The following is a 25,827-nucleotide window of genomic DNA, read 5'->3' on the forward strand; positions in this document are numbered from 1 at the left end:
TAAGGCTCAGCTTGATGAAACTAATTTGTTAGTGTGCGGCAAAGTGAGAGTAAATGCTGTTTGACCAACAGATGTTGTTGAGTCAAGGGTAAGATCCCCACGATGTGCCCGGACAATTTCACGGGCTAGGCTCAATCCGAGTCCAATTCCTTCTACTTTGCGGGTGCGGGCAGGATCGCTGCGATAAAAGCGGTCAAAAAGGCGGGAGCGATCGCTGGCTGGAATATCAATTGAAGCATTGGTAATCGTGACGCAAAGCCTTGTTTGAGTTTGTTCGGCGTGAATTTGTATCCAACCGTGGGCGAGATTATATTTGATGGCATTACTCAAGAGGTTTTGCAGAACTTGAATTAGGAGATCGCGATCGCCCTGTACCTTGAGACCATCAGGAATATTGGTTTGCAGGCTCAAATGAGGAGCCAGCAGTTCTACATCCTCTACCATTTCCCAAAGCAACTGTGACATATCTACTTCAACTAAATACAAGCTCATTTGTCCTGCATCTGCCAAAGATAACAGCAAAAGTTTCCGCATAATGCCGCTTAAGCGACGCACTTCATCCAACAGGTTACTTAAGCGCTGTTGTACTTCCGATCCAGGTTCAACCTGTTGCAGTGTTCGTTCGAGTTCGCCTTGAAGAATGGTTAGTGGGGTTTTCAACTCGTGAGCAGCATCAGCACTAAAGCGAGAAGCTTGTGTAAAACTGCGTTCCAGGCGTTCTAGCATTTGGTTAAATACCCGAATCAGTTCGACGAATTCAACATCCGTTGTCCCAATGGGAATCCGCTGATCTAGTCCTTGGACAGTTACCTGTTGAATGACACCTGTTAATTGACCGACGGGATACAAGGCACTACCAGCAACCAGCCATGCCCCGACGGCAACCAGCAAAAGCGCTCCTGGAATTGATACAAGAAAGATATTGCGAATAATAGCCATCTCTTGATTGACGGCTTCGAGGTTAACGGCAATGGCAACCCGAGCATTGGGAAATCTCGCTGCCCCAATTCGCCAAGTTGCTGTTGCTGTCTGCTGGGAGATAAATTGAGGTGGGCGTGAGGGAGGAAAAGGTGGATTTGTATTCTCTGCTATGGGTGGTCGTTCTCTATTCGGGGGCGGTGGTATAGGTATCAAGTTAATCTGCCGAAGTAACAAACGATTTAAGTCGAGGTCGGTTTGCACTTCGTTGGATTGATAAACTATGTTGCTGTTTGCATCAACTACTAAAAGTGCAATCCGAGTTTTTGTATTTGTTCCTAAGGTGTGGGTTAATGAGTTTTCGTAGCGTTGCCATTGCTGTGGTTCGGGTGGACGTTCGGGTGGACGGCTTACGCGCATTAATTGATTTAACAATTCTGCATCAAGGCGGCTGATCTTAGCCTCGTAAATCTGAAACCAAGAGACTGCACCAAACCCAACTAATGCACCTCCAGCTAAAACCGCAGACAACAAAGCAATCCGGAGTCGAAACGAGGGGCGTTTCATAGTTTCTCGTCTGGCTTGCGAAACCGATATCCAACCCCGCGAATGCTTTCGATTGGGCCAGTTTCATCAATGGGGTCAATTTTTTTGCGAATTCGCTGGATACAAACATCCACGACGTTGGTATTGGGGTTAAAGTCGTATCCCCAAACGTGTTCCAGGATTTGAGTACGGGTGAAAACTCGTCCGGGAGAACGCATGAGATATTCCAGAAGATTAAATTCACGGGTGGTAAGTTCGATCGCTCGTTGATTGTAGGTGACTTCCCGCGCAATCCGATCAAGCTTGAGCGACCCAACCGCCAGTAAATTTTGGCGATCGCCCACACTCCGGCGGACAACAGCATGAATTCGAGCCGCTAGTTCTTCGACAAAAAACGGTTTGGCAATATAATCATCGGCTCCCAAATTCAACCCAGACAAGCGATCGTCGAGTTCATTACGAGCCGTTAATAAAATTACTGGTGTATTTTGCCCTGAGTGCCGTAGTTGTTTGAGAATCGATAGCCCATCCTTACCTGGCACCATGATGTCAAGTACGATCGCATCGTATTCGTTATCTAATGCCCGCAGATATCCTTCATCACCGTTGTCGCAGTAGTCTACAACAAATCCCTGCTCCTTCAATCCAGCCCGGACGAAGTTAGCAATTTTGGCTTCATCTTCGACAAACAAAATGTTCACAAATTATTGATTACTTGACAAACATTACTCCATTGTAAATTCATTACCCTTTGACTCAAATTACAAAAATGTAATTCGCAAACTCAGCGAGTTGTAATTTTGAGATGGCTTAATCAAAAATATAAGCAACATCAAGGTTAACGATAATGAATATTCGTCGAGTTTTAGCTGTAGTAGGGATTCCTTTGGTAATTGGTACATTTGGTTTTGTTGCACGCCAAGCAAATGCCCAATCTCCATCCAATCCCAGGCCAGAGATTTCACAACAACGCCCAAGACCGGAAAATGAATTGCAAAAACCCAATAAAAAACCAAAAATCAAGCATCAGCAACGACACCAAAAGCTAAAAAAACATCCTTCCCAACCTCAAAATCAAGGTGCACTTCCAAATCGGATACCACACAATAACCGTTAACAATCACTCTTCAAGACTTCCTCACGAAGAGTGATTATGACCACTCAATTCTCAATTCTGAATTTTTTTCAAAGCAGGGTGATGAAAAATAACAATCGCCAATTAGCTCGAACTTTCTGACGCACAGTAACCTCAATTTTGGCGAAGGTTAGTTTTGATTTGCAATGAACATGATTTTTTCATCTCACGAAGATATTTATCTATCGTCATATTAGGTAGCCAAGATGCCTCTGTCACGGAACATTGCAAGTTCGTTTATAGACATTTTGCTTTAGACACTTACAGATACGTGACGGTTCTGTGAAATCAGCCATTGTTGCAATTTCGGGTCACTGTACACTTCATCGGCAATAAAATGATCGCCTTCAGGTAGTACAGTAAAATCTACTGTTCCCCCCAATCTGCGTAAGGTAGTCACAATCTGCTCTGTATCCTCAATTGGTAGTTTTTCGTCCTTTCCACCTTGGAATATCTGGATGGGAATTTCCTTGAGTGCAGCTAGTTGGGTTTCTTCTAATGTCTTAGGTACACGACCGGAAACTGCTACTAAACCAGCGAAGCGACCAGGATGGGAAGCGGCGATATGCCAAGCTCCGGCAGTACCTAAGCTGAATCCAGATAAAATTATATGGGAAGGATCTATGGGTTGGGAGGCGATGAGATTATCCAACAAAGCAATCACATTTGATTCTCGCTCTACCCAAGTCTGTCCTTCAGGAAGTTGAGGGGCTGCAAAGACATAAGGTAAAGGGCTGGATTCATCCACGAAACGAGGTAAACCCCATTTAAGTAGCACATTTAAATCTGTACCGCGATCGCGTGCCCCATGCAAAAATAACACCAAGGGCGCAGGTTGGTTGACATCGGCAGAAACAGACGAGAAAAGATAAGGCAATGTGCTGGTGTTCAGGCGGTGTTCAACGGTCATACTTTTGACTCCTAAAATTTGGGGATTGGGGCAGACTCAAGTGAGTGTCACCTTAGCCGGCTGTTTCCATACGGCGGCGGCATACACTGAGGGATCAAAGTCTGGTGCAATGTTGTCGCTAGTGATACGAGCTTCATGTATTGACCAGTCAGCGAAGAATAAATCGTGGCTGATGCGCGTTACTACTGCCGACACATCGCGCCGGATACTAGGCACATCGCCAATAGGCAGACCAAAGCTCACGAAGCCCGCAGGATTAAAAATGTGGATGTCCTTCAGGTATGACGCACTACCAGGAACTTTCTCTTGGTATTCATGAGCGCTACCAAGATAAGGGTAAGTACTGAGTTTATCATCGTCTTGGTCGGTTGGTGGCTGATAGCGATCGCGCCAGAGGGCGATGTGATGGGCAAAGTCAGCTAATTCCGGTCGCTTTGTCGGATCGACGAAGTAACCAGTACCAGCGATCGCAAAATCGAACTCGAAAACATCATCATTGACTTGAGCGATGATGTGATTGCCTTGGTCTTTAGCGTCTCTCCACGGTGCGGATAGGTGCAGATGGAAGTTGGAGAATGCGATTACCCGCTCGATTGCGTCTGGTGGTGGCGTGGAGCCAACCTGATTAAACCGCCAAGCTTGGAACCAGCGAGCTGCATCAGGTAACTGTGGATAGTTGTAGTAAGCACCAGGATACCCACGCACACGAATCACTGGAAGTGAAGCGATCGCAGACCGTCGTGCGAACAGGTGTACTGCCTTAGCTCCTGATTCCAGTGCCACCCCTGCGGCATCAAAGGCCGAAGCTGCACTACCCAGCACTGCAACAGTCTTGCCACGCAACCCACCGAAGTCGATTTCATCAGCCGTATGTGCATACAAACTGCGGGGCACAGATGCTAGTACAGGCGGGATGTAGGGGCCACCTGTGCCACCTACACCGTTGGCGAAGATAATCTTGCGGGTGGTTTCCACCTGCGCGACACCGTTCACTTCCAGGTGCAGACGAAACAAACCTTCAACTGGCTCAATCCGCACCAGCTTCGTCTGATACCGAACGGCAATGTTTAAAAAATGCCGATACCAGCTAAGGTACTCAGCCCACACCACTCGTGGAATGCGGTCAAGCGCTGCGTAGGCCTCAACACCGTGCCGCGCCTCGTACCAAGCCTGAAATGACAGCGCTGGTATGCCAAGTTCTGGTCCTGGCAGGTTTTTTGGTGTGCGTAGCTTTTTCATCCGCGCTCGCGTCAGCCACACGCCAGCATGGGCTTCGTCAAGAGCCTCATCAATTATCGTCACGCGGCCAATACCGGCGCGTCGGAGGGCAAATGCAAAGGTACTGCCACTGCCACTACCACCTACTATTGTCACATTATGGTCAATATCTGGGCGATCGCTCACCCAGTTTTCCGGATCGGGGCCGAGTAAGCGCAACGCCTCGCGGGCGGCAAAATCGGGGTCAGTTATTGTTGTCATGTCGATCTCTCAGGGTGAAGGGATTGGGTACTGGGGAAAGGTTTAAGGGAAGAATCGTAGTGGCGTGGCAAGACTAAAACGTTGCATTATTCCGCATTAAGCCCAATTTCGCACTACAACAATTTTGAATTTGGTTTCACTAGATAAGTCATAGTCTAGAGAACCGTAGTGTTCTAAAGCCCATCCGCGTAAATCATCAATGGCTTTGGCAAAGACATCATCAGGAAGATGCCAACTAGGACGATAGACTCTGTTTTGATAGTGTTCTAGTGATTTGTTAACAGTTAATTCAGATTGCCATTTAGCTGCAATTACTGTTTCTAAACTTGCACCTTGGGCGCGTAGTTCTGTTAATACTTCTTCTTCTGTTGCACCATAACGAGGTAAAGGATAACCATAACTAGCGATAATATCTTCCCAACGTTGCCGAAACATCAGATCGTGATTAGGATTTGCTAAGTTAGAATCCATAGTGCCATGAGTATATAGATAAACACTACCGGATTTGAGGACGCGGCGGATTTCAGCGAGTGCTTGCTTCCAAGCAGAAACCAGATGGAACACATGAACCGTCAACCCGACATCAAAGGAGTTATCAGCAAACTGTAAAGTACTAGCATCTCCTTTAACAGCTGTCAGGAGGTGGGAAATACCTTCTAGCTTGCGGTGCAACTCAGATAACATCTTTTCTGAGACATCTATACCTGTGTAAGAATAGCCTCTTTTAGCAATCGGAATAGCGATTCTGCCGGTACCCACACCAATTTCAAAGAACTTAGTCTCTGATGTTGGTGAAACTATGTCGAGGATAGTGTCAGTTATTTGTTCAGATATTCCTGGAGGTAATCCTCTTGTAGAATCGTAAACATCAGATAGACGGTCAAATGAAATTGTTGCAGTCATCTTTTTATCCTTTGGAAATAAGTTAATTTGCAAATCTTAAGTCAAATAGATAATTAATAAATTTGCCTTTTACCAAGTTTTTTTAAAGTAAAAATATATTTTATGAATTATTTGCATTTAAATTCAACCGAACTAAATTCCGAAAGGTAGAAATTTGGTGCATAAAAATACCTGAACCTAGAATACAAATACTTGCACCAAGGATGACAGTATTCACAACACCGATACAGCTTGCTAGTGTGCCAGCTATCAAATTGCCCAGAGGAACTGCACCCGTAGATGCCATCACGTAAAGACCTGTGATTTGTCCACGATTTTCATCGCTGACTAACAACTGAAGTAAAGTACGTCCGGCGATTATCTGCAAAATAAAGCCGAAACCAGCCGCTAATAGTGATAGCAAAGAAAGCCAGAACACACGCGATAGGGCAAAAACAATCAGACTCATGCCCATCAAACCTATACCTAATGCTAAAATTCTTCCTAATCCATGTACATTTTTATGCCTAGTTAAATAGATACCACCCGCTAAAGTTCCTAAGCTAGATGCTGTCATCAGAAAACCAAAAGTGTTAGATTCACCCTGCAAAATCTCTTTAGCAAAAATCGGCCCCAAAGCTAGGTAAAATCCCCAAACACAGCAGACTAAACTTGAACCAATCAAGATAGAACTGTGTAGAACAAGCTAAAATTTCTAGAACTAAAAGCACGGAGCATGACTTATGGTTTTTGGGTATCTGCATCTGATAATCAGAATACGGTAAACATGTTAGTTTACCGTATTATTGAAGGTGATTGCTTTGTGCGATCGCCTTAATTTGTCTTATATATTGTTAGCCTTCGATCCAACTAGCACTTCATAACTTAATTGAATGCTGGTTCTGCTAACACCTTCTCGGCTTTTTGCTTGAGGACAGTTGGTAATTCAGCCGTTAACGGCTCGCCTTCAACTTTCTGCGAACGGAAACCATCAGGTCCGACTGGAATATCACCTGTAATGGTGGTGCGATAGAGTACGCGCTCAACTTCTATATGATCCAAATCCTGTGGGGCTAAATGCGAAGTGGCGCGGTTATCCCAAAATGCAATATCACCATTGTTCCAACGGAAGCGAGTGGTATAAGCGGGTTTAGTGATTTGGTTGAAAAACAACTCCAGCAGCAGTTCGCTCTCTTGTGGTGACACATCAAGAATGTGCGAGGTGAAGCCAGGATTGACGAACAATGCACGTTCACCTGTCTCTGGATGAACGCGTACCACTGGGTGAATCGAAACCTGCGGATTGGCAGCAATGCGCTGGGCATATTTGCTACTGCTAGGTATCCGTAAACGTGCATTGAACCGATGCTCGGCTTTCAATCCATCTGCTAGGGCGCGTAGGGGTGCAGATAGACCTTCATAAGCTGCAACTAGATTAGTCCATTGTGTGTCACCACCAAAACTAGGGACGTTAACTGCTCGCAGAATTGAACCCGCAGGTGGGTTAACAACAGCAGTTACATCAGTATGCCAACGACTTTCATAGCTGGTACGGCGTAGACCGTTGCGGCGCTCAAAGCGGCTGCGATCAATTGGTAAAATTTCAGAAAAGCCTTCTATCGGGTCATCTTCGTGGGGATGCGCGTAGGTCACTTCACCAAAACGAGCCGTGAAGGCAATCTGTGCAGCATGATCGATGTTCTGATTGCGAAAGAAAATCACCTTCCACTTCAATAATGCTTGACGAATTTCTGCAACTGCTTCATCGTCCAGAGGACGCGAAAGATCCACGCCGTTGATTTGGGCACCAGTGAAACCAGAAGTCGGTTTAACTTCAATGTGTTTATAGCTCATGTTTATTCTCCAAAGCTTGATCTATGGGTGAATGTTTGTACTCGTTAGCTTCCTTTGTCAGATTTTTATTGAGTCCCAGCAATATACCAAAGAAGCATCCGTAGCTTAATATCATACTTTAAATCGATAGATTTATCGTAGTATAAAATGTTAAGAAAGTTCAGTCAAACCAGTTTGATAACTATGCAAGCTCTTAATTTACCTTAGATGAAATAGTCTGCCATCAGGAAATGCTCTCCAGCAAACAAACTTGCTTCCACACACTTAATTAATTGCTGTACAAGGAGTGAAAAGGAATGCTATTTGGTTAGCGATTTACCACAAATTTATGCAGCAATTTTACTGAGCAGATTTAGCTTATACACATTAATACAAAAAATCTGTACTGAAGAACACAATATCATGTTAAACTAACTATTAGTATAACTAATATTAAGTTTTGCGAAAAGAATGAGAGTTGACAATTAGTATTTATCTTTATTTATTGGCGATCGCTCATTTAATTAGTCAATTCTGCGTTCTACTTGCATTTAGTTATATCTTCGTTAAAAGTACTGTCCCAAAGTGGTTTCACATCAACTTTTGTGGGAATTACACCTGCTTGAAAAAAGGTATCTGCAACCTTTTGCTCAGAAGCAATAGCTTCCTCAGAAACAGGAAGTACTTCTTGAGGACGCTGTTGTTGACCTTGCTGGGCATCCTGATAAACGATGTTTTGATCAACATCAATGGTCTTTGCATAATTCTTCGACCACTTCTTAAGATGAGATTCCCGCCAAGTTTGAGATTTTTGCAAGCGACAGAGAAAATCAGCGATCGCAACTTTCTTTTGCGGATCGGCGATCGCATCAGGTGAAGCAATAATTACGAAGTTACCGCTCAAAATATCTTTTGCAGATTCTAGCACCCGTGCCCCTTCTTTTTCGGCTTGGGGGATGGCATAACCGTAGGTAGCCCAACCATCAAGCTGTCCTTTACGAAAAGCCGAAAGCCCATCGGGTATTGATAAAGGAATTGCATTGATATCCTTCATCGTCAGCCCGACTTTTTCCAACATTTTAATCAGGAAGTAGTGGGCAGTTGTGGCTTTAACATAACCCACTTTTTTACCTTTCAGGTCAGCGATCGTTTTGGCAGTGGAGTCTTTGGGTACAAGTACAACTTGACCAATCGTCGGCCCTTTGAGAGTGGCAATAATTTTTACAGATGCTTTCGATTCAATCGCAAAAATCGGCGGAATTTCACTAGCTGAACCCAAGTCAATCGCACCAGCATTGATTGACTGTACCATCAAATTACCCCCAGTAAACTCAGTAAATTGAGTTTGATAAGGGAAATTATCTAGTCCAGCCCACTTTAAATTTAAGTCCCAACCACCTTTATACTTAGCAACACGTAGTTGAGTTGTATTCGATACTGCGATTTTGGATGAGCCAGAATTAGCAGCGATCGTTGCCGGACTGGTAGACTTCACCTCTGAGCAAGCCGTTGTTGCTAGGGCTAACAAGCAACCCAGAGATAAGAAAAAATTCTGCGATAGCCAATTGGTAGACACGTTAATTTTTGGGTATAAAAAGACAAGCAATAACAATAACCGCCAACTACTCTAGTAAGTCTGGTTGTTCGCTCACAATTCGGTCGTAGAGTGGCTGAAAGCTAAACCAACCGCCAGAATGGGTTCCGACTTGGTTATGAGTAAAAGTTGCTGTTTCGTGGTCAATGGGAAATGGTTTGCCAGCTGCTTCTGCAAGCAGTTGGGCTTGAGCCGATCGCTCAAAAGAAATGTACCAAAAAGCAGCCTCGTCTACTGTTTCTCCCACTGTCAAAAAACCATGATTCCGCAGGATGACAGCTTTTTTGTCTGCCAAAGATTCAGCAATTCTTTTACCCTCTGAAGTATCTAAAACTACACCTTTATAGTCATCAAAGAGAGCGTGGTCTTGATAAAAAGCACAAGCATCTTGAGTTAGGGGATCGAGCAGGCGACTAAGACTTGACCAAGATTTACCATACAGAGAATGAGCATGAGCAGCTGCAACTATATCAGGCCGTGCCTCATGAACCTGTGAATGAATGGCAAAGGCGGCACGATTGACAGGAGCATTACCTTTGACAACTTCTCCTTCTCTATCAACCAAAATCAAGTCAGAAACACGGATGTGACCAAAGTACTTGCCAAGGGGATTTACCCAAAAATGGTCGGTAAACTCTGGATCTCTGGCAGTGATGTGGCCTGCTATTCCTTCGCTAAAGCCAAAACGAGCAAACAACCGAAATGCAGCAGCAAGGCGTTGTTTGCGGTGGAGTCGTTCTTTTTCAACTCGTTCAAAGACTGGCGGTTGTGGTCTAGTGAAATTTGGCATGATTTTCTCTTTCTTATTTCACAGGTAGATTAAGCTATGGTTACTGTTGGTCGTTCTTGTCGTTGCACTTGTTGACGCACCAAAGGAATCACATCTCGTCCGTAAGCGATCGCATCTTCCACTGGATCAAAACCGCGAATCAACAGTGTTGTCACGCCAGCTTTGTAGTAATCAAATAATGACTCTGCAACTTGTTCTGGAGTCCCTACCAAAGCAGTAGTATTACCACGAGCGCCAGTAGCAGCTGCGATCGGTGTCCATAAACGCTTATCATGAATTTCGCTTTCCTGAGCAAAATCTAGCAACCGCAATGAACCAACAGCTTGAGGTCGTGCAGAAGCCTCCGGAGATAATTGAATCCCTGCCTTAGCGCGGGTTTCATTAATCCGTGAGAGAATATAATGCGCCTTTTCCCATGCTTTTGCTTCTGTTTCGCCCAAAATTGGACGCAAGGAAACACTAAACTGTAAATCTTTTCCAGGCGGTGCTGCGGCTTTCACCTCTGCAATGCGTTGTTTAATAGCAGCTATGGGTTCTCCCCAAAACGCATAGACGTTACTGTGCTTCGCACCTACACCTACAGCAGCACCAGAAGCGCCCCCGAAATATATTGGAATATGTGGTTGCTGTAAAGGTTTAACTTCCGAAAATGCATCTTTGAGTTGGTAAAATTCTCCTTTATAATCGAAGGGTTCTTCACTCGTCCAAACTCGCCGCACAACATCAAGATATTCATCGGTACGGCGATAGCGAGTATCATGATCGAGCCAATCACCATCGCGCTCTTGTTCGGCATCGCTTCCACCAGTAATGATATGCACTGCAACCCGACCATTAGAAAAATGATCTAATGTTGCTAATTTACGGGCGGCTAAAGTCGGAGCCACAAAACCCGGTCTATGTGCAAGTAAAAACTTGAGTCGTTCTGTTGCAGCAGCCACATAACTAACTACATTAAAGCCATCCGGACCTGTAGAGCTATAACCAACTAGCACTCGGTCAAAGCCACCATCTTCATGGACTTTCGCAAATCTGCGGACATAATCTAAGTCTATACTTCCCCCCGTGATAGATACGGTAGGGCTATGTAATTCTGACGCTTCTCGCGTACCAATCATGCCAATAAATTCTACAGGCATATTATTGCTCCAAATCTTTGTTATTTAAAGGTGATTGTTTGTGTTTCCCTATTTTTCCTACTTAGGGGCAGTAGTTTCCAACGGACACACTGCTGTTGCAATATCTACTCGTTGCGGAATAATTTTTTGCTCTAGTAACCAGTCAGCTGTTTTTTGAAGATTGGCAATATCTTCAGTGTTAGGAAATACATAAGACTCTGGGCCTCGATTTTTAGTCACTTGCTTGGCTACAGCATCCGAGATTTTTAACTCTTTAACTAAAAAATCTGATGCTGCATCGCTATGCTGATTTAGCCATTCACCATTCTGGCTCAAACCAGTCAGAGCAGCTTTGACTGCTACTGGATTATCTTTAGCTGCATCACTACGAACAACCAGAATGCCGTAGGTAGGAGCAGGATGTGTAGTAGTAATTCTTCGCGCCTGATGCTCTAATTGGGCAATAGAAATATAAGGTTCCCAAACTGCCCACGCATCAACAGAACCTTGATATAGAGCAGGTGCGGCATCATTTGGCGATAGATAAACTCGCTGGACTTTATATGAAGGAATATTTTCTTTTTCCAAAACTTTTAATAACAGATATTCCCCTGCACCACCTTGATTGACTGCAACTTTTTTACCTATTAAATCAGTAGGTTTACGAATAGCAGAATCACCGCGAACTAAAATGGCATTACTCAAAGAATTTAGAACAGGACGCTGTACAGAACCAATACAAAGAGGCTGTCCAGCAGCAATTCCAGAAATCGAAGGAATATCACCACAGCCGCCAATATCCGCTCGATTACCATTGAGAGAACTTAAAAGCGTCGCGCAACGGTCAAATGGCCCACTCCATTCAACTTTAATATTTTGCGTTGCTAACTGACGTTCTAGCTCACCTCGTTGACGCGCAATGGGAATAATCCCGCCTTTTTGGTAGCCCAAGCGAATCACATTGTTTTTCTCTGTAGTTTTGGTACTGAGTGTTTTTAAGGAGGAATCTTGGTTAGCTGCGGCATTCATAGCTGTTTGTTGGCTGCAACTAGAAGCCATCAATCCAAAAAAAGACGTTGTAACTGCAAAGATTTTACTAACAGAATATTTTTGTTTGTGCGGAAAGCGGCGTTCTGTAAAATAATTCACCACAATTGACTCCTTGATATCAATTTTTAGGAGTTTAGGGAGCTATATCTATAATAAAAGCAACTAACTACGGTAAGTTTATACAATTACCGTAGTTAATAAAAATTAAGAATACCACCTTTTGATGGATTGTCCAAATCAATCTTTCTTTATTTCTATGCATCGCTTTGAGCAACAGTCTCTAAAAAACGGGTATGAGTCTTCCTTTATGTTCTTTGTCTCTTGCCTATCTACACAAATAATTTCTCCGAATCAAACTGGATTCCCTATATAACAAAGCTCTTGACTTATTTTTGTCTTAGAGGTAGTTTATCAATATTGTAATTAAATACGGTAAATTTATATATATACAGTATTTTTGAATAACAAGTCAGGAATCAGAATTCAGCATGAATTAGAGTCTGAGTGGTAGTGAGGGTTGAAATGCCCCACTTTATTGTTATGTATTCTGCATTTTCCTTTAACTAAATTATTTTGATTAAAGGTCAATATGTCTCAATTTTTAATCAAGGTATTAATCTTTATAAGTTTTACATTGTAAGTATTTGAGCCAAAGTTAGTTTTAATTTTGATGTGTTTTATTCGCAGTAAATTACGACTTGATGCAAGCGCTGTAAAAGCTTGTAATAATTTTGCATGTTATTGATGAAAAGCGTATATGTAGCCCCACCGAGGGGGTAATTTTTAGCATGTCCAAGCCAGGGAAAAGTTTTTTAAGATTATTGTTCACTACAGGAGTGGCGATCGCACTTTTATTCATCCCACATTCCGCTGCCGCTACCCTAAATCCCTGTCCACAAGAAATGGTAATGATCCCAGCAGGGACATTCACAATGGGGTCAGATAATTCTGGTTTTGTGGAAGAACAATCGGCTTTTGATGTCACAGTTAGTTCCTTTTGTATTGATAAATATGAAGTGACAAATGCACAGTTCGCAGCATTTGTCAAAGCAACAGGGTATGTAACAGTTGCAGAGCGGCCTTTACCCAAAGAACAGTTTCCCGACTTACCAGATGAGCAGAGATTACCAGGTTCCTTGGTGTTTGAAATGGCACAACCAGGAGCAAAGCAGCTGAGTTGGTGGCATTGGACGACTGGGGCGAATTGGCGGCATCCCTTTGGCTTGGGAAGTGCAATTGCCACAAAAGACAACTTACCAGTTGTTCATATTGCCTATGAAGATGCCGCAGCCTATGCCCAATGGGCAGGAAAATACTTACCCAGCGAAGCTCAGTGGGAATACGCCGCCCGTGGCGGGTTAGACCGTGCAACTTATACATGGGGCGATCGCTACTCTGAAAAAAAAGCCAACACCTGGCAAGGAACCTTTCCCTTTTTCAACAATAAAAGCGATGGTTACGTAGGTATCGCTCCCGTTGGTTCCTTTCCACCCAACGGTTATGGTCTTTACGACATGGCAGGTAATGTCTGGGAATTGACCTCAGATTTGTTTGGGGTAGGACATGACCAGAAAAACTATAGTGTCGATCCCATAGGCCCAGAACAAAGTTTTGACCCCAACAAACCCACAGAAAATGTCTTACACACCATCAAAGGAGGTTCTTACCTTTGCGCGCCTAACTATTGCAGCCGCTTCCGCCCAGCAGCACGAGAATCTCAAGCTCCCGACACCGGAACTACGCATATCGGATTTCGTTTAATTAAGAGCTTGAATCAAGTTCAACCAATTACCAATTAGTTTATGTTGCATTTACTTTGGCGATCGCTGATTTTATCTATAGTCATTATTTTATTGACGGCTAATAACCCTGCCCTAGCAGCCACATCAAAGGTTTTACCCATTCCCCAACCAGACTTCAAGGGCAAAATTGGCATCACCTACAAAGACTCAAAACCAGATTTTCCCCAACCGAACGCTGCCCCAGCCAAAGCCCCCAATGTTCTACTAGTGATCCTAGATGATGTTGGCTTCGGACAAGCTGGTACCTTTGGCGGCCCGGTGGAAACTCCTAACTTAACTCGTTTAGCCGAAAGAGGATTACGCTACAATCAATTCCACACCACAGCCCTTTGCTCACCTACCAGGGCAGCCCTGTTAACTGGACGCAATCACCATTCAGTCAATACAGGGGTAGTTGAGGAATTGGCCACAGGTTATCCTGGCTACACAACAATTTTGCCCAAGAGTGCTGCTACCGTCGCCGAAGTCCTGCGACAAAACGGCTATAATACAGCTGCTTTCGGTAAATGGCACAACACACCAGACTATGAAACCAGCGCCGCTGGGCCTTTTGATCGCTGGCCTACAGGATTAGGATTTGAGTACTTTTACGGTTTTCTGGGTGGTGATACTAATCAGTGGAGTCCAGCCTTAGTCGAAAATACGAAACGAGTCGAGAAACCAGCCAATAACCCTGATTACCACCTGACTCCCGACTTAGTAGACCATGCGATCGCCTGGATTCGCAACCAACAATCTATTGCCCCTGACAAACCCTTTTTCACCTATCTCGCCACTGGAGCCACCCATGCACCCCACCACGCCCCCAAAGCTTGGATTGACAAGTACAAAGGCAAATTTGACCAAGGGTGGGATAAATTGCGCGAAGAAATCTTTGCGCGTCAAAAACAACTGGGTGTAATTCCTGCGAATGCCCAACTAACACCCCGCCCCCAAGAACTGCCGGCTTGGGATTCCCTTTCAGCAGATCGAAAGAAACTCTCTGCCCACATGGCAGAAGTATTTGCTGGATTTCTAGCGCACACAGATTATGAAATTGGACGCTTAATTGACGCAGTTGCCCAACTCGGTGAACTAGACAACACTTTAGTGATCTATGTCGTGGGAGATAACGGTGCTAGTGCAGAAGGCGGTTTAACAGGTACCGTTAACGAATTGAAATTCTTCAACGGTGTACCCGAAAATCTACCACAACTGCTTGCTTCCTATGATGACTTGGGTAGCCCCAAGACATTCAACCATTCTCCCGCCGCTTGGGCATGGGCAGTCAACACTCCCTTTCAATGGACAAAGCAAATCGCCTCTCACTTTGGTGGAACTCGTAACCCCTTAGTAATTTCTTGGGGCGAAGGCATTAAAGACCAAGGTGGAATCCGCAGTCAATTCCATCACGTAATTGATATTGCACCCACCATTTTAGAAGCAACGGGAATTACAGCCCCTACAGAAGTGAATGGGGTCAAGCAACAACCAATCGAAGGAACTAGTCTGGTTTATACCTTCGATCGCCCTGATGCTCCATCCCATCGTGAAACACAGTACTTCGAGATGTTGGGCAACCGAGCGATTTACGATCACGGATGGGTGGCGGCGGCTCGTCATGGTCGCTTACCTTGGGAACGTACTGCAAAAGGTGACTTTGACACAGATCCGTGGGAACTGTACAACATTGCAGAAGATTTCAGCGAAGCGAACAACCTGGCTCAAGAAAATCCAGACAAGCTAGAAAAACTGCAAAAACTGTTTTTAGAAGAAGCCCGTAACCACCAAGTCTTACCATTAGACGATCGCGCCCTAGAACGGTTTGATGTCAAAATTCGCCCCGGTTTCACCACCGGACGCACAAGCTTTACTTATTATCCTGGTGTATTTGGCATCCCAGAAGGTAGCGCCCCAAATCTAAAAAACAGATCCTTCAGCATCACAGCTAATGTGGAAATTCCCGAAACTGGGGCAGAAGGTATCCTCTTAACTCAGGGCGGACGTTTTGCTGGTTGGAGTTTTTTCCTTGAGGATGGCAAGCCCACCTATGTCTACAACTATGCCAATGCTGTTCGCTACATTATTCAATCCCCTGAAAAACTGCCCACAGGTAAATCTAGATTACGGTTCGACTTTGATTATGACGGTGGCAGTGTAGGTGCAGGGGGAACTGGAAAATTATTCATCAACCAACAGCAGGTAGCTGAAGGTCGAATCGAAAAAACCATCGCTTATCGTTTAGCCCTAGATGAAACCTTTGATGTCGGTAGAGACACAGGTACTCCGGTCGTTGACACCTATCAAGTACCCTTTGCCTTCACTGGTAACTTACAGCAAGTCAGCCTTGAGTTGAAGTAAGTAATGGAGATTGGGCATTGGGGACTTGTCCATTTTCCTCAAATACTCATTAATGAAGCTCAAATACTCATTAATGGAGTTCAAATACTCATTAATGGAGTTCAAATACTCATTAATGAAGCTCAAATACTCATTAATGAAGCTCAGATACTCATTAATGAAGCTCAAATACTCATTAATGAAGTTCAAATACTCATTAATGAAGTTCAAATACTCATTAATGAAGCTCAAATACTCATTAATGAAGTTCAAATACCCAATTTCTATGCCCCGTGCCCAATCCCCAATTCCTATTAAAATCATGAATGAAATTTTGGTAGTAATCGACAAATTAGCGCTTCTCACATTCATTGTTTTCACTATGTTGGGTGCGGGTTTACGCCTAACCGTACAAGAGATTTGGGAACCACTCCGCAACCGCCGTCTGGTGATATTATCTCTGGTGACAAATTTTGTACTGGTGCCACTTTTTGTCTACCTGCTGCTGCAAGTTGTACATTTAAGCGAACCACTCAGAGATGGTTTACTGGTCATGGCAGTAGCATCAGGCCCCCCAGCTTTACCAAAACTTGCTCATATAGTCAAGGGGAATATAGCTTTTTCCGTAGGGTTAATGATGTTGCTGATGTTGGGCACAATCATTTACATGCCGATTGTATTACCTTTAGTGGTAGAAGGCGTACAAATCAACTCTTGGGAGATTGCGGAACCCTTATTATTAATGATGGTCAGCCCATTAGTAATTGGGCTATTTATCAAAGCTAAATTTCCAGCGATCGCTATGACTCTTCAGCCGTTTTTGTTCAAATTATCTAATGCTGGATTACTTTTAGGTCTAATAGTCAGACTGGCAGTTCATACTAACGATATGATTGCCTTATTAAAAACTGGTGCAATCTTTGTTTGTGCTGTATTTATTATCTTTTCTTTTAGCGTCGGCTATCTTTTAGGCGGCCCTGGTATTGACACCCAAAGAGTGCTAGGAGTCGGAACAGCTCAACGCAATTTTGCCGCCGCATTATTAGTAGCTACAAGCAACTTTGAAGATCCCAGCGTGGTGAGCATTATCATGGTGACGAGTATATTAATGATGGTTACAGTTCTCATTGCCGGGCCAAAGTTTACAGAAATAGATCAGCCAACTAATGCAAAGATAGAACAGGTGGAAGTTTGATATCATGTGCGTTTAAATAACCGTCATTGCAACACTTTGCAAAGCGTCTTGTTAGCGTAGCCTCTCCCAGAGAAGACAAGTAAAGATTAGAAAGCTTATAAAGTATTATCTTAATATTAAGATGTTTTTCATATAAAATATGCCTAGCAAACATAGAGCTATCGAATCTCCTATTTTACCTTCACTTGAAACAATGAATAAGGGGATACCAGATAAGCAATTATATGAATCGGAAAGCTATCAAAATGTATATTTATCAAATTGCCAGCTTCAGGGAACTAAAGGAGTAGATTTTCAGTATGCCTACTTTGATAATGTTAAAATTATAAATACTTACTTTAAAAGACTTTCTCTACAAGATGTTAGAATTACTAAAAGTGATTTTGCTAATACTCAATGGGAAGAAGGTTCACTTAATAGAATTGAGTTTATTAACTCTAGATTATTGGGATTTAAAGCAATAAAATGTAGATTAAAAAATGTTGTTTTTCAAGAGTGTCAGGGACAATTTTCACAGTTTACTTTTAGTAAATTTGATAATATTATTTTTAATAATTGTAATCTTGAAAATTCTACATTTTTAGAAACTTCTCTAACAAATGTAAAATTTATAAATTGCCAAATGAATAACGTTATCCTTGCTAATGCTAAATTTAAAGACACAGATTTTAGAGGTTCTAATATAGAAGGCTTGCAAATTAATATAAGTCAGCTTAAAGGTGCAATTTTAGATCCATTTCAAGCTGCTTATATTCTTCAAAGGTATGCAAATGTAGTAGTTAAAACTGTTGATGAATAAACATTGCGTTTGCGTCGTTCCACCACTTTTTATATAGACTCATAAAGCGATCTCTCCAAGCTAGAAGTCAGGAATTTGAACAGAATTAAAAGAATCCTCTCTGCGGTAATGGTGTACCGTTAATCTCGTAATCGCCGATCGCACGAGCTTTAAAATGATTTGGGTTGTGTGAGGACAAAGTACGAGCGTTGCGCCAGTGACGATCAAAGTTTGAGCTTTTTTTAGTTGTAGAAGCCCCACCAACTTCAAACAACAAGGTAGCCGAACGTAATGCCAAATCATCAACTATCAATTTGGCTTTGGATGCACTCAGAGAAGTTGCCAGTGCCACAGCCGTCTCTGCCTCTTCACCCTGAGCTTGGGCAGCAGGGAGGCGATCGAGACCATCCGCTGCTGCTAAAACAATCGCTTCGGCAGCAAAGGCATTGGCGGCAATCTGCCCCACAGTCTGCTGCAAGATTGGGTCTTCTGAGGCTTGCTCGGATACAGCATGGTAGAAAGTGCGGGGTCTGTTGCGAATGAGGGCTGTAGCATCACGCAGAACGCTGCAAATAATACCGGCGTTGATGGCAGTCAGGAATAATTGCGGGACGATATTATAGGGCAGGTCGTCTTTGTCTGTGTCTGTCTCAAAAATTACTTCTTCAGCCTCTACACGGACATTCGTGAAGGTGGTCGTTCCGGTACCTGTGAGTCTTTGTCCAAAACCGTCCCAGTCGTCCACCAGTTCAAGACCTTCGCGGTTAGTCGGAATGAGTATATACGCTGTAGTGCCATCAGGTGTTAACACACGCACAAAAATCAAGTCTGCATAAAGGCTGCCAGTGCTGTAATATTTCTTTCCATTCAGACGATAACCGTCGCCATCGGGTGTCAATTTTGTATTCACGACTTGGCGACCGCCTGATCGCTTGGCTTCTAGTTCGGTGGAAGCGAGTCCAATAATCGCACCATCAGCAACGGCTTTGAGCCAACGGCGATTCCTTTGGGTGCGCTCAGAACGCAAAATCCGCTCTGTAACAGAAAAATGATTCCGCACAATGTGAGCGACGTTCGGGTCAGCATCCCCCAGCCGAATCACGACCTCGAATAATTCCCGCGCCGTGCTACCGCCACCACCTTCAGCTACCGGGATTCGCAATGCACCCAACCGAGAACGCCGGATTAATTCAACCACATCAAAAGGCAGGATGCGATCGCGATCGCGTTCACTTGCCCCCAGAGCAATAAAATCAAAAAGCTGCTGGAGTTCCGGCGAGTTTGCTCTCACAGGAGCCGAAAACTGAATTGTTGTATCTGCAAGCTTCTCTGGACTCTTAATCATTAGTTTTTATCTCCGAATATTCTGTGAAAAATCTATGTTGATGAGTGGTGAGACAATTGCTAGTTCTGGGTTACGTGATAGCACTACAAAGTTGAAGAATGTTTCCAGCCTTGAGGCGATTACATCTGGTAACATATTCAAGCCATCGACTACACTCGACAAAAACCATTGTAAGGGTTTTAGATGTATTTAAGTTTTTTAAAATACTAAAAATCTACCGAGTTACCGTAGTTTGATACTCCCAAATTTTCTCCAAGTTGTCAATCTGTTTTAACGTCTTTTTGCGGGAAAGACACATTCGTTCTTTTTTGCTAAAGGAACGAAACCTGCATTGTTTTTCAACTTTTACAATAAGTCCAATCATAAATTTTACAGAGAATAGTAGTCACTGCCGCCGCTTGGTAGTATGTGATGCTTCAACAGCGTAAAGGTAATAGGAAAGTTGTTTCTGACCTGCCTAAATAAACCAAACAGCGACTAATCAGCTAGGCTGAAACATACTTACCAAACTTGATATATCTTTCTGAGGAGGGACAGACTTACTCAAACCTCACGAGAATATAGAAAAAGTGAGTTTGCTTGTCATAACCGATAAAACTTGTAGTCTGGAGTTAATAATAATGACCGATGTGACAAATATAGCGACTAAGCTTGCCGATCTAAAGCTTTTTCAGAATGTTCTGTTGGAAAGTGAGCAAAAGTTAATAGCACAGACGGACGACAATACGATTTGCGAGCGGCTCGAAGGAATGATAAACAGCGATCGCGAAAATCTTGGCGTCATCGAAGCAGTTATTTCTAAATATGGCAACGCAGCAGAACCTCGCGACATTACTACTCAACATGCTCAGAAGGTAAGCCAAATGATGAGCGGCTCCGAGCTAACTCTGTATGACAAATACTTACAGCTTGAGTTGCTAAAGCATCAACAGACAATGACCGGGCTGGTTCTACATAAGGTTGCCCAGTCCTTGAATGATGAGCTTCAAGATTTGATGGAACCGCTCAACCGAGTTAATTTTGAAAATCGCGCTCATCAAGAGATTCTTAAAGGCGTTCTTTACTTCGTCGGAACGCGAGAGATAGCCGGTAAGGAACCTGACATGGGTCTGTGGGCTAGCATTGAACAGGGAATTGCAGCCCTTAAGGGTGTTATAAGCAGCGCGGTAAACTAGTAGTAATGAGTGGCAGAGGGCGCGTCATTCATGGGAGCGTAATATAATGATTAGCTAGTTTATGCCCAGGCTTGTATTTCAGCCTTTATTGTTAAAGGTAAATTATCAAGTTTACTATCCATGTAAATATGGCATTTTCTTGTGTTATTGCTGAAGCTGTCAGTAGTCATTGTAAAAAACCTCTAGCAATGTCATTTTTGAAGCTAAACTTATAGCAATAACACCCCGACTTATAAAGTTTGTATTCCCTCTGTTTGCCTTTGACAACTGAGGGATTTGTTTTTAATTACTAACTGAAAGCGTCCATTAGACTTATTGCATAAGTGGGAAAAAGGGAGAAAGGTTTTTGTATTTTCCCTTTTCCCTTTGACCATAAGAGTGCAAAAAGTAATGAATGCAAGAGGTCTATTCTCTGACTTGCAATTATTCGGGAAACTCTGAGATATTTCCTCTCCAGCTTGGTCATATTTAGAACTAGTTTCTCTACAAGTTCAAAAAGATTCAATGCACTGTTCCAGTCTCGGTCAATAACCAACCTACAGGAACAACTATAGAACGCGAATTGCAAAGGTTTTCTCAACCCCCTGCCCTGCGATCGCTGCGAGTAACTGTCAGTAGACCGAAAAGTTTTGCGATCGCTGTTTACACTAAACTGGTTTGGAAGAAGCAATTAGCAGGGCGCGCCAATCCGAGATTTTCGCGCAGGGTTTTACCCTCATACTCTTTGCGGAAAATTCCGCGCCGTTGGAGTTCTGGCACAACTTTGTCAACAAAATCATTCAGCCCTTCAGGAAGAAAAGGAAACATGATATTGAAACCGTCAGAACCTTCCTCAGTCAGCCATTGCTCCATTTCATCAGCGATCGTTTGAGGTGTGCCGACGAAGGCTAGTCCGCCGTAACTGCCAATGCGTTGCGCCAGTTGTCGAATAGTCAAGTTTTCACGTTGGGCTAAGGCTATTACTCTTTCTCGTGAAGAGTGACCAGCGTTAGTCGGTGGGATTTCTGGCAAGGGCCCGTCCGGATCAAAGCCGGAAACGTCGTAGCCAAGCGCGCCATTTAAACTGGCGATCCCACTGTCATAATGTACTAGGTTGTCTAAATGAAGACGCTTGGTATGTGCTTCGGCAACAGTTTCTCCCACAATGACTAAAACACCTGGAAGGATTTTTATACTGTCTGGGTCACGTCCGATCGCCCGCGCCCGTCCCTTAATGTCTGCAAATAAAGCTTTGCCAGCCTCCAGATTACCAGCAGGTGCAAACACAGCTTCGGCTGTTTCTGCGGCTAATTGCCGTCCGGCTTCGGATGCACCCGCTTGGACAATTAGCGGCCAACCCTGGACTGGTCTAGCAATGTTCAATGGCCCCCGCACCGAGAGATATTTTCCCTTATGATCCAGAACGTGAAGCTTTGCGGGATCAAAATAAATCCCTGCTTCCACGTCCCGAATAAACGCATCGTCAGCAAAAGAATCCCAAAGACCTGTGACGACATCATAAAATTCTCTAGCCCGCCGGTAGCGTTCGTCATGCTCTACCTCCTCTTCTAAGCCGAAATTGAGCGCTGCGTCTGGATTGGCTGTGGTGACGATGTTCCAGCCAGCGCGACCGCCACTTATATGGTCGAGAGAGGCGAAGCGACGAGCGATGTGGTAAGGCTGGTCATAGGTTGTGGAAGCGGTGGCTACTAGTCCGATGTGTTCGGTGACGGTGGCGAGGGCAGAAAGCAGGGTAAAAGGTTCAAAGGATGTAACAGTATGGCTGCGTTTGAGCGCGTTGATTGGCATATTCAGCACCGCTAAGTGATCGGCCATGAAGAATGCGTCAAACTTGCCCTGTTCTAGTTTTTGGATGAATTTTTTCAGTGCCTGGAAGTTGAAATTGGCATCAGGTATAGCCCCAGGATAGCGCCAAGCGCCTGTATGTATGCTTACCGGACGCATGAATGCACCTAGTTTTAATTGCTTCGATCTGCTCATTATCTCTCCGTATATATAATTCGTAATTCGTAATGACGCTCGTTCCGACGCTCCTCCGTCGCTAACGCTTCGCTATCGCTACCGCTTCGAAGACAGTAATTCGTAATTAAAACATCTAAAAAAAGGTTTAATTCAAGTGGTTTACAGTATTTTGTCTAATTTCTCAAATGATACATCTTTTGCCGATTTAGTCTTAAATGCGCTGCTCTTTGCTACCTGTTCAGTCTTTAGTTTCTTCTACTTCAAACTCTGCTTTTTGTAAATATTTCAAAGCTTGGGTGACTTTTTATTTTCTAATTTCATGTGAAACTGACTGGCTGAATTTTGATAGTTATCTTTAGACCAAGTAGCAGCCTTTTTTAGCTCTTGTATAATGGTCACAGAAATACCCAAGGGCTGTAAGGGCTTTTCTAAATTTACTTGCGCTTTCACAATATTCAACAGCGCCATACCTTCAAATTAGCTATGGCTTCACTATCTACTGTTAACGGTTGCACTCTTGGTATAATTTCCGCAGCAAAACGCTCCATTTCTGTGGCAAAAGGCTGGAATTGCAGCATGAAAGTATCAACTCCTACTTTGGTAAACTCAGCAATCCGATGGGCTACAGTTTCATAGCTACCTACCAATCCTGCTGCTGTACCGCCATTGCTTCCCACACCGGGGTACTTAGCCATATTTTTAAACATAACTACTTCCGAATCTACGCCTTTGAGTAGTTCCGAGCGATCGTCTCGTGCTAATACCATTGCTCTCAAGTTTTGATATTCCGCTTCTGCCTCTTCGTCTGTGGGTCGAGCAATCACAAAAGCTGACATAGCAAAGCCCAAAGGTTGAGAGCGAAACTGAGTTTTTTTAGCAATTTGAGCAATAGTTTCCCGGATAGCTTCAATCGGACGACCGTTGAGGAAAAATGTATGCGCTTGTTTTACGGCTAGTTGTTGGGCTGCTTCTGACTCTCCTCCCACATATACGCGCGGATGTGGTTTGGCTATAGGTGGGGGATTAAACTGCAAATCGTTGATTTGAAAATAATTACCGTGGAAATTGACTTTTTCTCCACTCCATAGGGCTTTTACGACGTTAATCCATTCATCTGAATAGCGATAACGCTCATCGTGAGGAAAAAAATTTATCCCTGTTTTTTCCATTTCTGGCTTGAACCAAGCACTGACTAGGTTAATAGCAAAACGTCCACCGCTAATCGCATCAATACCTAAAGCCATCTTTGCTAAGACGGCTGGATGGAAAAGTAAAGGCTTGACAGCTGCAATAATCTCGATGGATTTTGTTGCTTCAGCCAGGGCTGCTGCTGCTGTCCAAGTTTCTAGCTGATCAAGTTCTTGGTTCCTGGGATTGATGATGTGTTGTGCAATTAAAGTCGTGTTAAATCCACACCTTTGGGCCAACTGAATTAAATTCTTGGCTCGTGAGTAACTAGCATCACGAGCCTCAAGAGGATGGTTCATGACGCCGCAGTTACCGTAAACGGGAATCCAAATCCCGTAACGTGGCTCAGACATAGCTTTCCAGAACCTTTGTCATAGGCACTAATAGGATGTTTAGCAGTAAATGTTTAACTTATTGGGCAATTCGTTTATTTACTACTTTAAATCAGTCAATTTACCGTAGTATTTAAATATGAGATTTGCACAAATGAGCATAAAAAACAAGGGGTTACAGCAAAAGGCAGTTTCAATTGGAGGTAAAAATGTCAGAACCACGCTACGGTATTTGGTTGCCTGTGGGCGGTAACTTTGGCCCTCTCAATACGCCAGATGAACCGATTGATGCTAGTTACGAGCGCACGCGATCGCTAGTATTAGAAGCAGAACGTTTAGGATATGTCACAACTTTAGTAGCACAGCACCTTGCCAACCCCCGCAGTTTAGAGTTAGACCAATTAGAAACTTGGACAGCTTGTGCGGCGTTGGCTGAAGCTACAGAAAAAATAGAGATTATCGCTGCAATTAAACCTTTATTGTTTCATCCGGCCGTTTTAGCCAAGATGGCCTTGGGAATTGATGCCATTAGTCAGGGACGTTTTGCCATCAACCTTATCAGTGCTTGGTTTCGCCCAGAAATGGAGCGTATTAATATCCCTTTCCCACCCCACGATGAACGTTATCACTACTCTGGTGAGTGGTTGCAGATCGTGAGAGCTTTGTGGAGTAGCGAGAAAGTGAACTTCGAGGGTGAATACTTCAAAATCGAAGATTTGAGCCTTCGACCCTTTGCTGTTGCTCAACCCTATCCCCGCATCTACTTGGGAGGAGCATCTGAACCAGCGCAGATTTTAGCGACCCAACAAGCTGATGTTTATTTCATCAACGGTCAACCGATTGAAGATGTCCGCAAAGTAATTAAACGAGTTTTGGAGCGATCGCGCTTTCTACCTCAACCAGTCCGCTTCGGTCTATCAGCCTTTGTCATTGCCCGTCCCACAGACGAAGAAGCACAAGCAGAACTAGAACGACTCATGGCACTGCAAAAGCTGGAAGAACAATATAAATTAAGTGTTGCCAAAGGAGTTGACAAAGAAGCCGTTATGTTCCAACTTTTCGCCAAAAATCCGGCTGTTGGCGGCAATGGTGGCACAGCCGCAGGATTAGTTGGCAGTTATGATACTGTAGCCACTCGCATCGCAGCTTTCATTGATGCAGGTATCGATACTTTCATGCTGCAATTCAATCCTTTCCTACAGGAGATGACACGTTTTGCCCAAGAAGTTATGCCTCGTGTACAACATTTACACAAAGTTGCTTAGTTTTTGAGCGAATACACTCTGACAATGGAAAGCTCTACGGCAGTTTCAATCAGATAGAAAATTAACTCGCACTATTTTTGTTAGAAAAACTAATAATTAGATTATCATACTAATTGTTAATTGCTGTATACACTCTTTGTATTATGCAAACTCTATCTATATAGACAAAAAACAGATCAGCAAAACACACCAGGATACTAGCTGATTGTCA

The 25,827-nt window shown here is 43.6% G+C and carries 22 protein-coding genes; 7 read left to right on the forward strand and 15 right to left on the reverse strand.

The window, feature by feature from the left end; genetic code table 11:
- Positions 1 to 6: 6 nt before the first annotated feature.
- Together FCR06_RS13535 and FCR06_RS13540 are read right to left on the reverse strand one after the other, a co-directional pair.
- A complete protein-coding gene (locus tag FCR06_RS13535) occupies positions 7 to 1,485 on the reverse strand; it encodes a sensor histidine kinase (RefSeq protein WP_138500442.1) in 1,479 nt (492 codons plus the stop codon).
- The gene (locus tag FCR06_RS13540; RefSeq protein WP_138500444.1) at positions 1,482 to 2,165 is read right to left on the reverse strand and encodes a response regulator transcription factor; all 684 of its coding nucleotides are present in this window, start codon (positions 2,163 to 2,165) and stop codon (positions 1,482 to 1,484) included. Before FCR06_RS13540 ends, FCR06_RS13535 begins: the two co-directional genes overlap by 4 nt.
- 146 nt (positions 2,166 to 2,311) lie before the next feature.
- On the opposite strand from FCR06_RS13540, the gene FCR06_RS13545 reads away from it, so the two are divergent.
- The gene (locus FCR06_RS13545; RefSeq protein ID WP_138500446.1) at positions 2,312 to 2,581 is read left to right on the forward strand and encodes a hypothetical protein; all 270 of its coding nucleotides are present in this window, start codon (positions 2,312 to 2,314) and stop codon (positions 2,579 to 2,581) included.
- Positions 2,582 to 2,852: 271 nt separating this feature from the next.
- Here the strand turns inward: FCR06_RS13545 and FCR06_RS13550 are convergent, their stop codons facing one another.
- The 9 genes from FCR06_RS13550 to FCR06_RS13590 form a co-directional block, all read right to left on the reverse strand.
- Positions 2,853 to 3,509, reverse strand: a complete 657-nt coding sequence (locus FCR06_RS13550; RefSeq protein WP_138500448.1) for a dienelactone hydrolase family protein — start codon at positions 3,507 to 3,509, stop codon at positions 2,853 to 2,855.
- 36 nt (positions 3,510 to 3,545) lie between these two features.
- Positions 3,546 to 4,988: a SidA/IucD/PvdA family monooxygenase gene (locus tag FCR06_RS13555; RefSeq protein ID WP_138500450.1), complete on the reverse strand. Its 1,443-nt coding sequence runs from the start codon at positions 4,986 to 4,988 to the stop codon at positions 3,546 to 3,548.
- A 96-nt stretch (positions 4,989 to 5,084) separates the two neighbouring features.
- A complete protein-coding gene (locus FCR06_RS13560; protein ID WP_138500452.1) occupies positions 5,085 to 5,891 on the reverse strand; it encodes a class I SAM-dependent methyltransferase in 807 nt (268 codons plus the stop codon).
- A gap of 100 nt (positions 5,892 to 5,991) precedes the next feature.
- Positions 5,992 to 6,555 carry an MFS transporter gene (locus FCR06_RS13565; RefSeq protein ID WP_189523412.1) on the reverse strand — a complete coding sequence of 188 codons (564 nt, stop codon included), beginning with the start codon at positions 6,553 to 6,555 and terminating at the stop codon, positions 5,992 to 5,994.
- A gap of 200 nt (positions 6,556 to 6,755) precedes the next feature.
- Positions 6,756 to 7,724 (reverse strand): TauD/TfdA dioxygenase family protein, encoded by a 969-nt coding sequence (locus FCR06_RS13570; RefSeq protein ID WP_138500456.1) that lies wholly within the window; start codon positions 7,722 to 7,724, stop codon positions 6,756 to 6,758.
- 520 nt (positions 7,725 to 8,244) lie between these two features.
- Positions 8,245 to 9,279, reverse strand: a complete 1,035-nt coding sequence (locus FCR06_RS13575; RefSeq protein ID WP_138500458.1) for an ABC transporter substrate-binding protein — start codon at positions 9,277 to 9,279, stop codon at positions 8,245 to 8,247.
- 46 nt (positions 9,280 to 9,325) lie between these two features.
- Positions 9,326 to 10,087 (reverse strand): class II aldolase/adducin family protein, encoded by a 762-nt coding sequence (locus FCR06_RS13580; protein WP_138500460.1) that lies wholly within the window; start codon positions 10,085 to 10,087, stop codon positions 9,326 to 9,328.
- A gap of 29 nt (positions 10,088 to 10,116) precedes the next feature.
- Positions 10,117 to 11,226, reverse strand: a complete 1,110-nt coding sequence (locus FCR06_RS13585) for an LLM class flavin-dependent oxidoreductase (protein ID WP_138500462.1) — start codon at positions 11,224 to 11,226, stop codon at positions 10,117 to 10,119.
- A 57-nt stretch (positions 11,227 to 11,283) separates the two neighbouring features.
- Complete coding sequence (locus FCR06_RS13590) at positions 11,284 to 12,354, reverse strand: aliphatic sulfonate ABC transporter substrate-binding protein (RefSeq protein WP_223280133.1); 1,071 nt, start codon at positions 12,352 to 12,354, stop codon at positions 11,284 to 11,286.
- 689 nt (positions 12,355 to 13,043) lie between these two features.
- On the opposite strand from FCR06_RS13590, the gene FCR06_RS13595 reads away from it, so the two are divergent.
- The 4 genes from FCR06_RS13595 to FCR06_RS13615 all read left to right on the forward strand — a co-directional run bounded on the left by FCR06_RS13595 (position 13,044) and on the right by FCR06_RS13615 (position 18,370).
- Positions 13,044 to 14,054, forward strand: a complete 1,011-nt coding sequence (locus FCR06_RS13595; RefSeq protein WP_138500464.1) for a formylglycine-generating enzyme family protein — start codon at positions 13,044 to 13,046, stop codon at positions 14,052 to 14,054.
- Positions 14,055 to 14,057: 3 nt separating this feature from the next.
- Positions 14,058 to 16,397 (forward strand): sulfatase-like hydrolase/transferase, encoded by a 2,340-nt coding sequence (locus FCR06_RS13600; RefSeq protein ID WP_138500466.1) that lies wholly within the window; start codon positions 14,058 to 14,060, stop codon positions 16,395 to 16,397.
- 265 nt (positions 16,398 to 16,662) lie between these two features.
- Positions 16,663 to 17,571, forward strand: a complete 909-nt coding sequence (locus FCR06_RS13610; protein ID WP_317616821.1) for a bile acid:sodium symporter family protein — start codon at positions 16,663 to 16,665, stop codon at positions 17,569 to 17,571.
- A gap of 139 nt (positions 17,572 to 17,710) precedes the next feature.
- A complete protein-coding gene (locus FCR06_RS13615) occupies positions 17,711 to 18,370 on the forward strand; it encodes a pentapeptide repeat-containing protein (protein ID WP_138500470.1) in 660 nt (219 codons plus the stop codon).
- An 85-nt stretch (positions 18,371 to 18,455) separates the two neighbouring features.
- Here the strand turns inward: FCR06_RS13615 and FCR06_RS13620 are convergent, their stop codons facing one another.
- Entirely contained in the window at positions 18,456 to 19,694 is a 1,239-nt protein-coding gene (locus FCR06_RS13620; protein ID WP_138500472.1) for an acyl-CoA dehydrogenase family protein, read from the reverse strand.
- A 620-nt stretch (positions 19,695 to 20,314) separates the two neighbouring features.
- Between FCR06_RS13620 and FCR06_RS13625 the strand changes: the two genes are divergently transcribed.
- Complete coding sequence (locus FCR06_RS13625) at positions 20,315 to 20,869, forward strand: hemerythrin HHE cation-binding protein (RefSeq protein WP_138500474.1); 555 nt, start codon at positions 20,315 to 20,317, stop codon at positions 20,867 to 20,869.
- A gap of 642 nt (positions 20,870 to 21,511) precedes the next feature.
- On the opposite strand, the gene FCR06_RS13630 is transcribed toward FCR06_RS13625, so the two are convergent.
- From FCR06_RS13630 to FCR06_RS13635, 3 genes are all read right to left on the reverse strand, one after another.
- Entirely contained in the window at positions 21,512 to 22,849 is a 1,338-nt protein-coding gene (locus tag FCR06_RS13630) for an LLM class flavin-dependent oxidoreductase (protein ID WP_138500476.1), read from the reverse strand.
- 267 nt (positions 22,850 to 23,116) lie between these two features.
- A complete protein-coding gene (locus tag FCR06_RS32610; RefSeq protein WP_189523414.1) occupies positions 23,117 to 23,281 on the reverse strand; it encodes a hypothetical protein in 165 nt (54 codons plus the stop codon).
- Positions 23,282 to 23,286: 5 nt separating this feature from the next.
- Positions 23,287 to 24,372 carry an LLM class flavin-dependent oxidoreductase gene (locus FCR06_RS13635; protein ID WP_138500478.1) on the reverse strand — a complete coding sequence of 362 codons (1,086 nt, stop codon included), beginning with the start codon at positions 24,370 to 24,372 and terminating at the stop codon, positions 23,287 to 23,289.
- 188 nt (positions 24,373 to 24,560) lie between these two features.
- Here FCR06_RS13635 and FCR06_RS13640 point away from each other — a divergent pair, with 188 nt between their 5' ends.
- Positions 24,561 to 25,616 (forward strand): LLM class flavin-dependent oxidoreductase, encoded by a 1,056-nt coding sequence (locus tag FCR06_RS13640; RefSeq protein ID WP_138500480.1) that lies wholly within the window; start codon positions 24,561 to 24,563, stop codon positions 25,614 to 25,616.
- The last annotated feature ends 211 nt before the right edge of the window (positions 25,617 to 25,827 follow it).

Origin of the sequence: Nostoc sp. PA-18-2419 (assembly GCF_005869855.1) — a bacterium.
In the GTDB taxonomy this organism is placed as follows: Bacteria; Cyanobacteriota; Cyanobacteriia; order Cyanobacteriales; family Nostocaceae; genus Nostoc.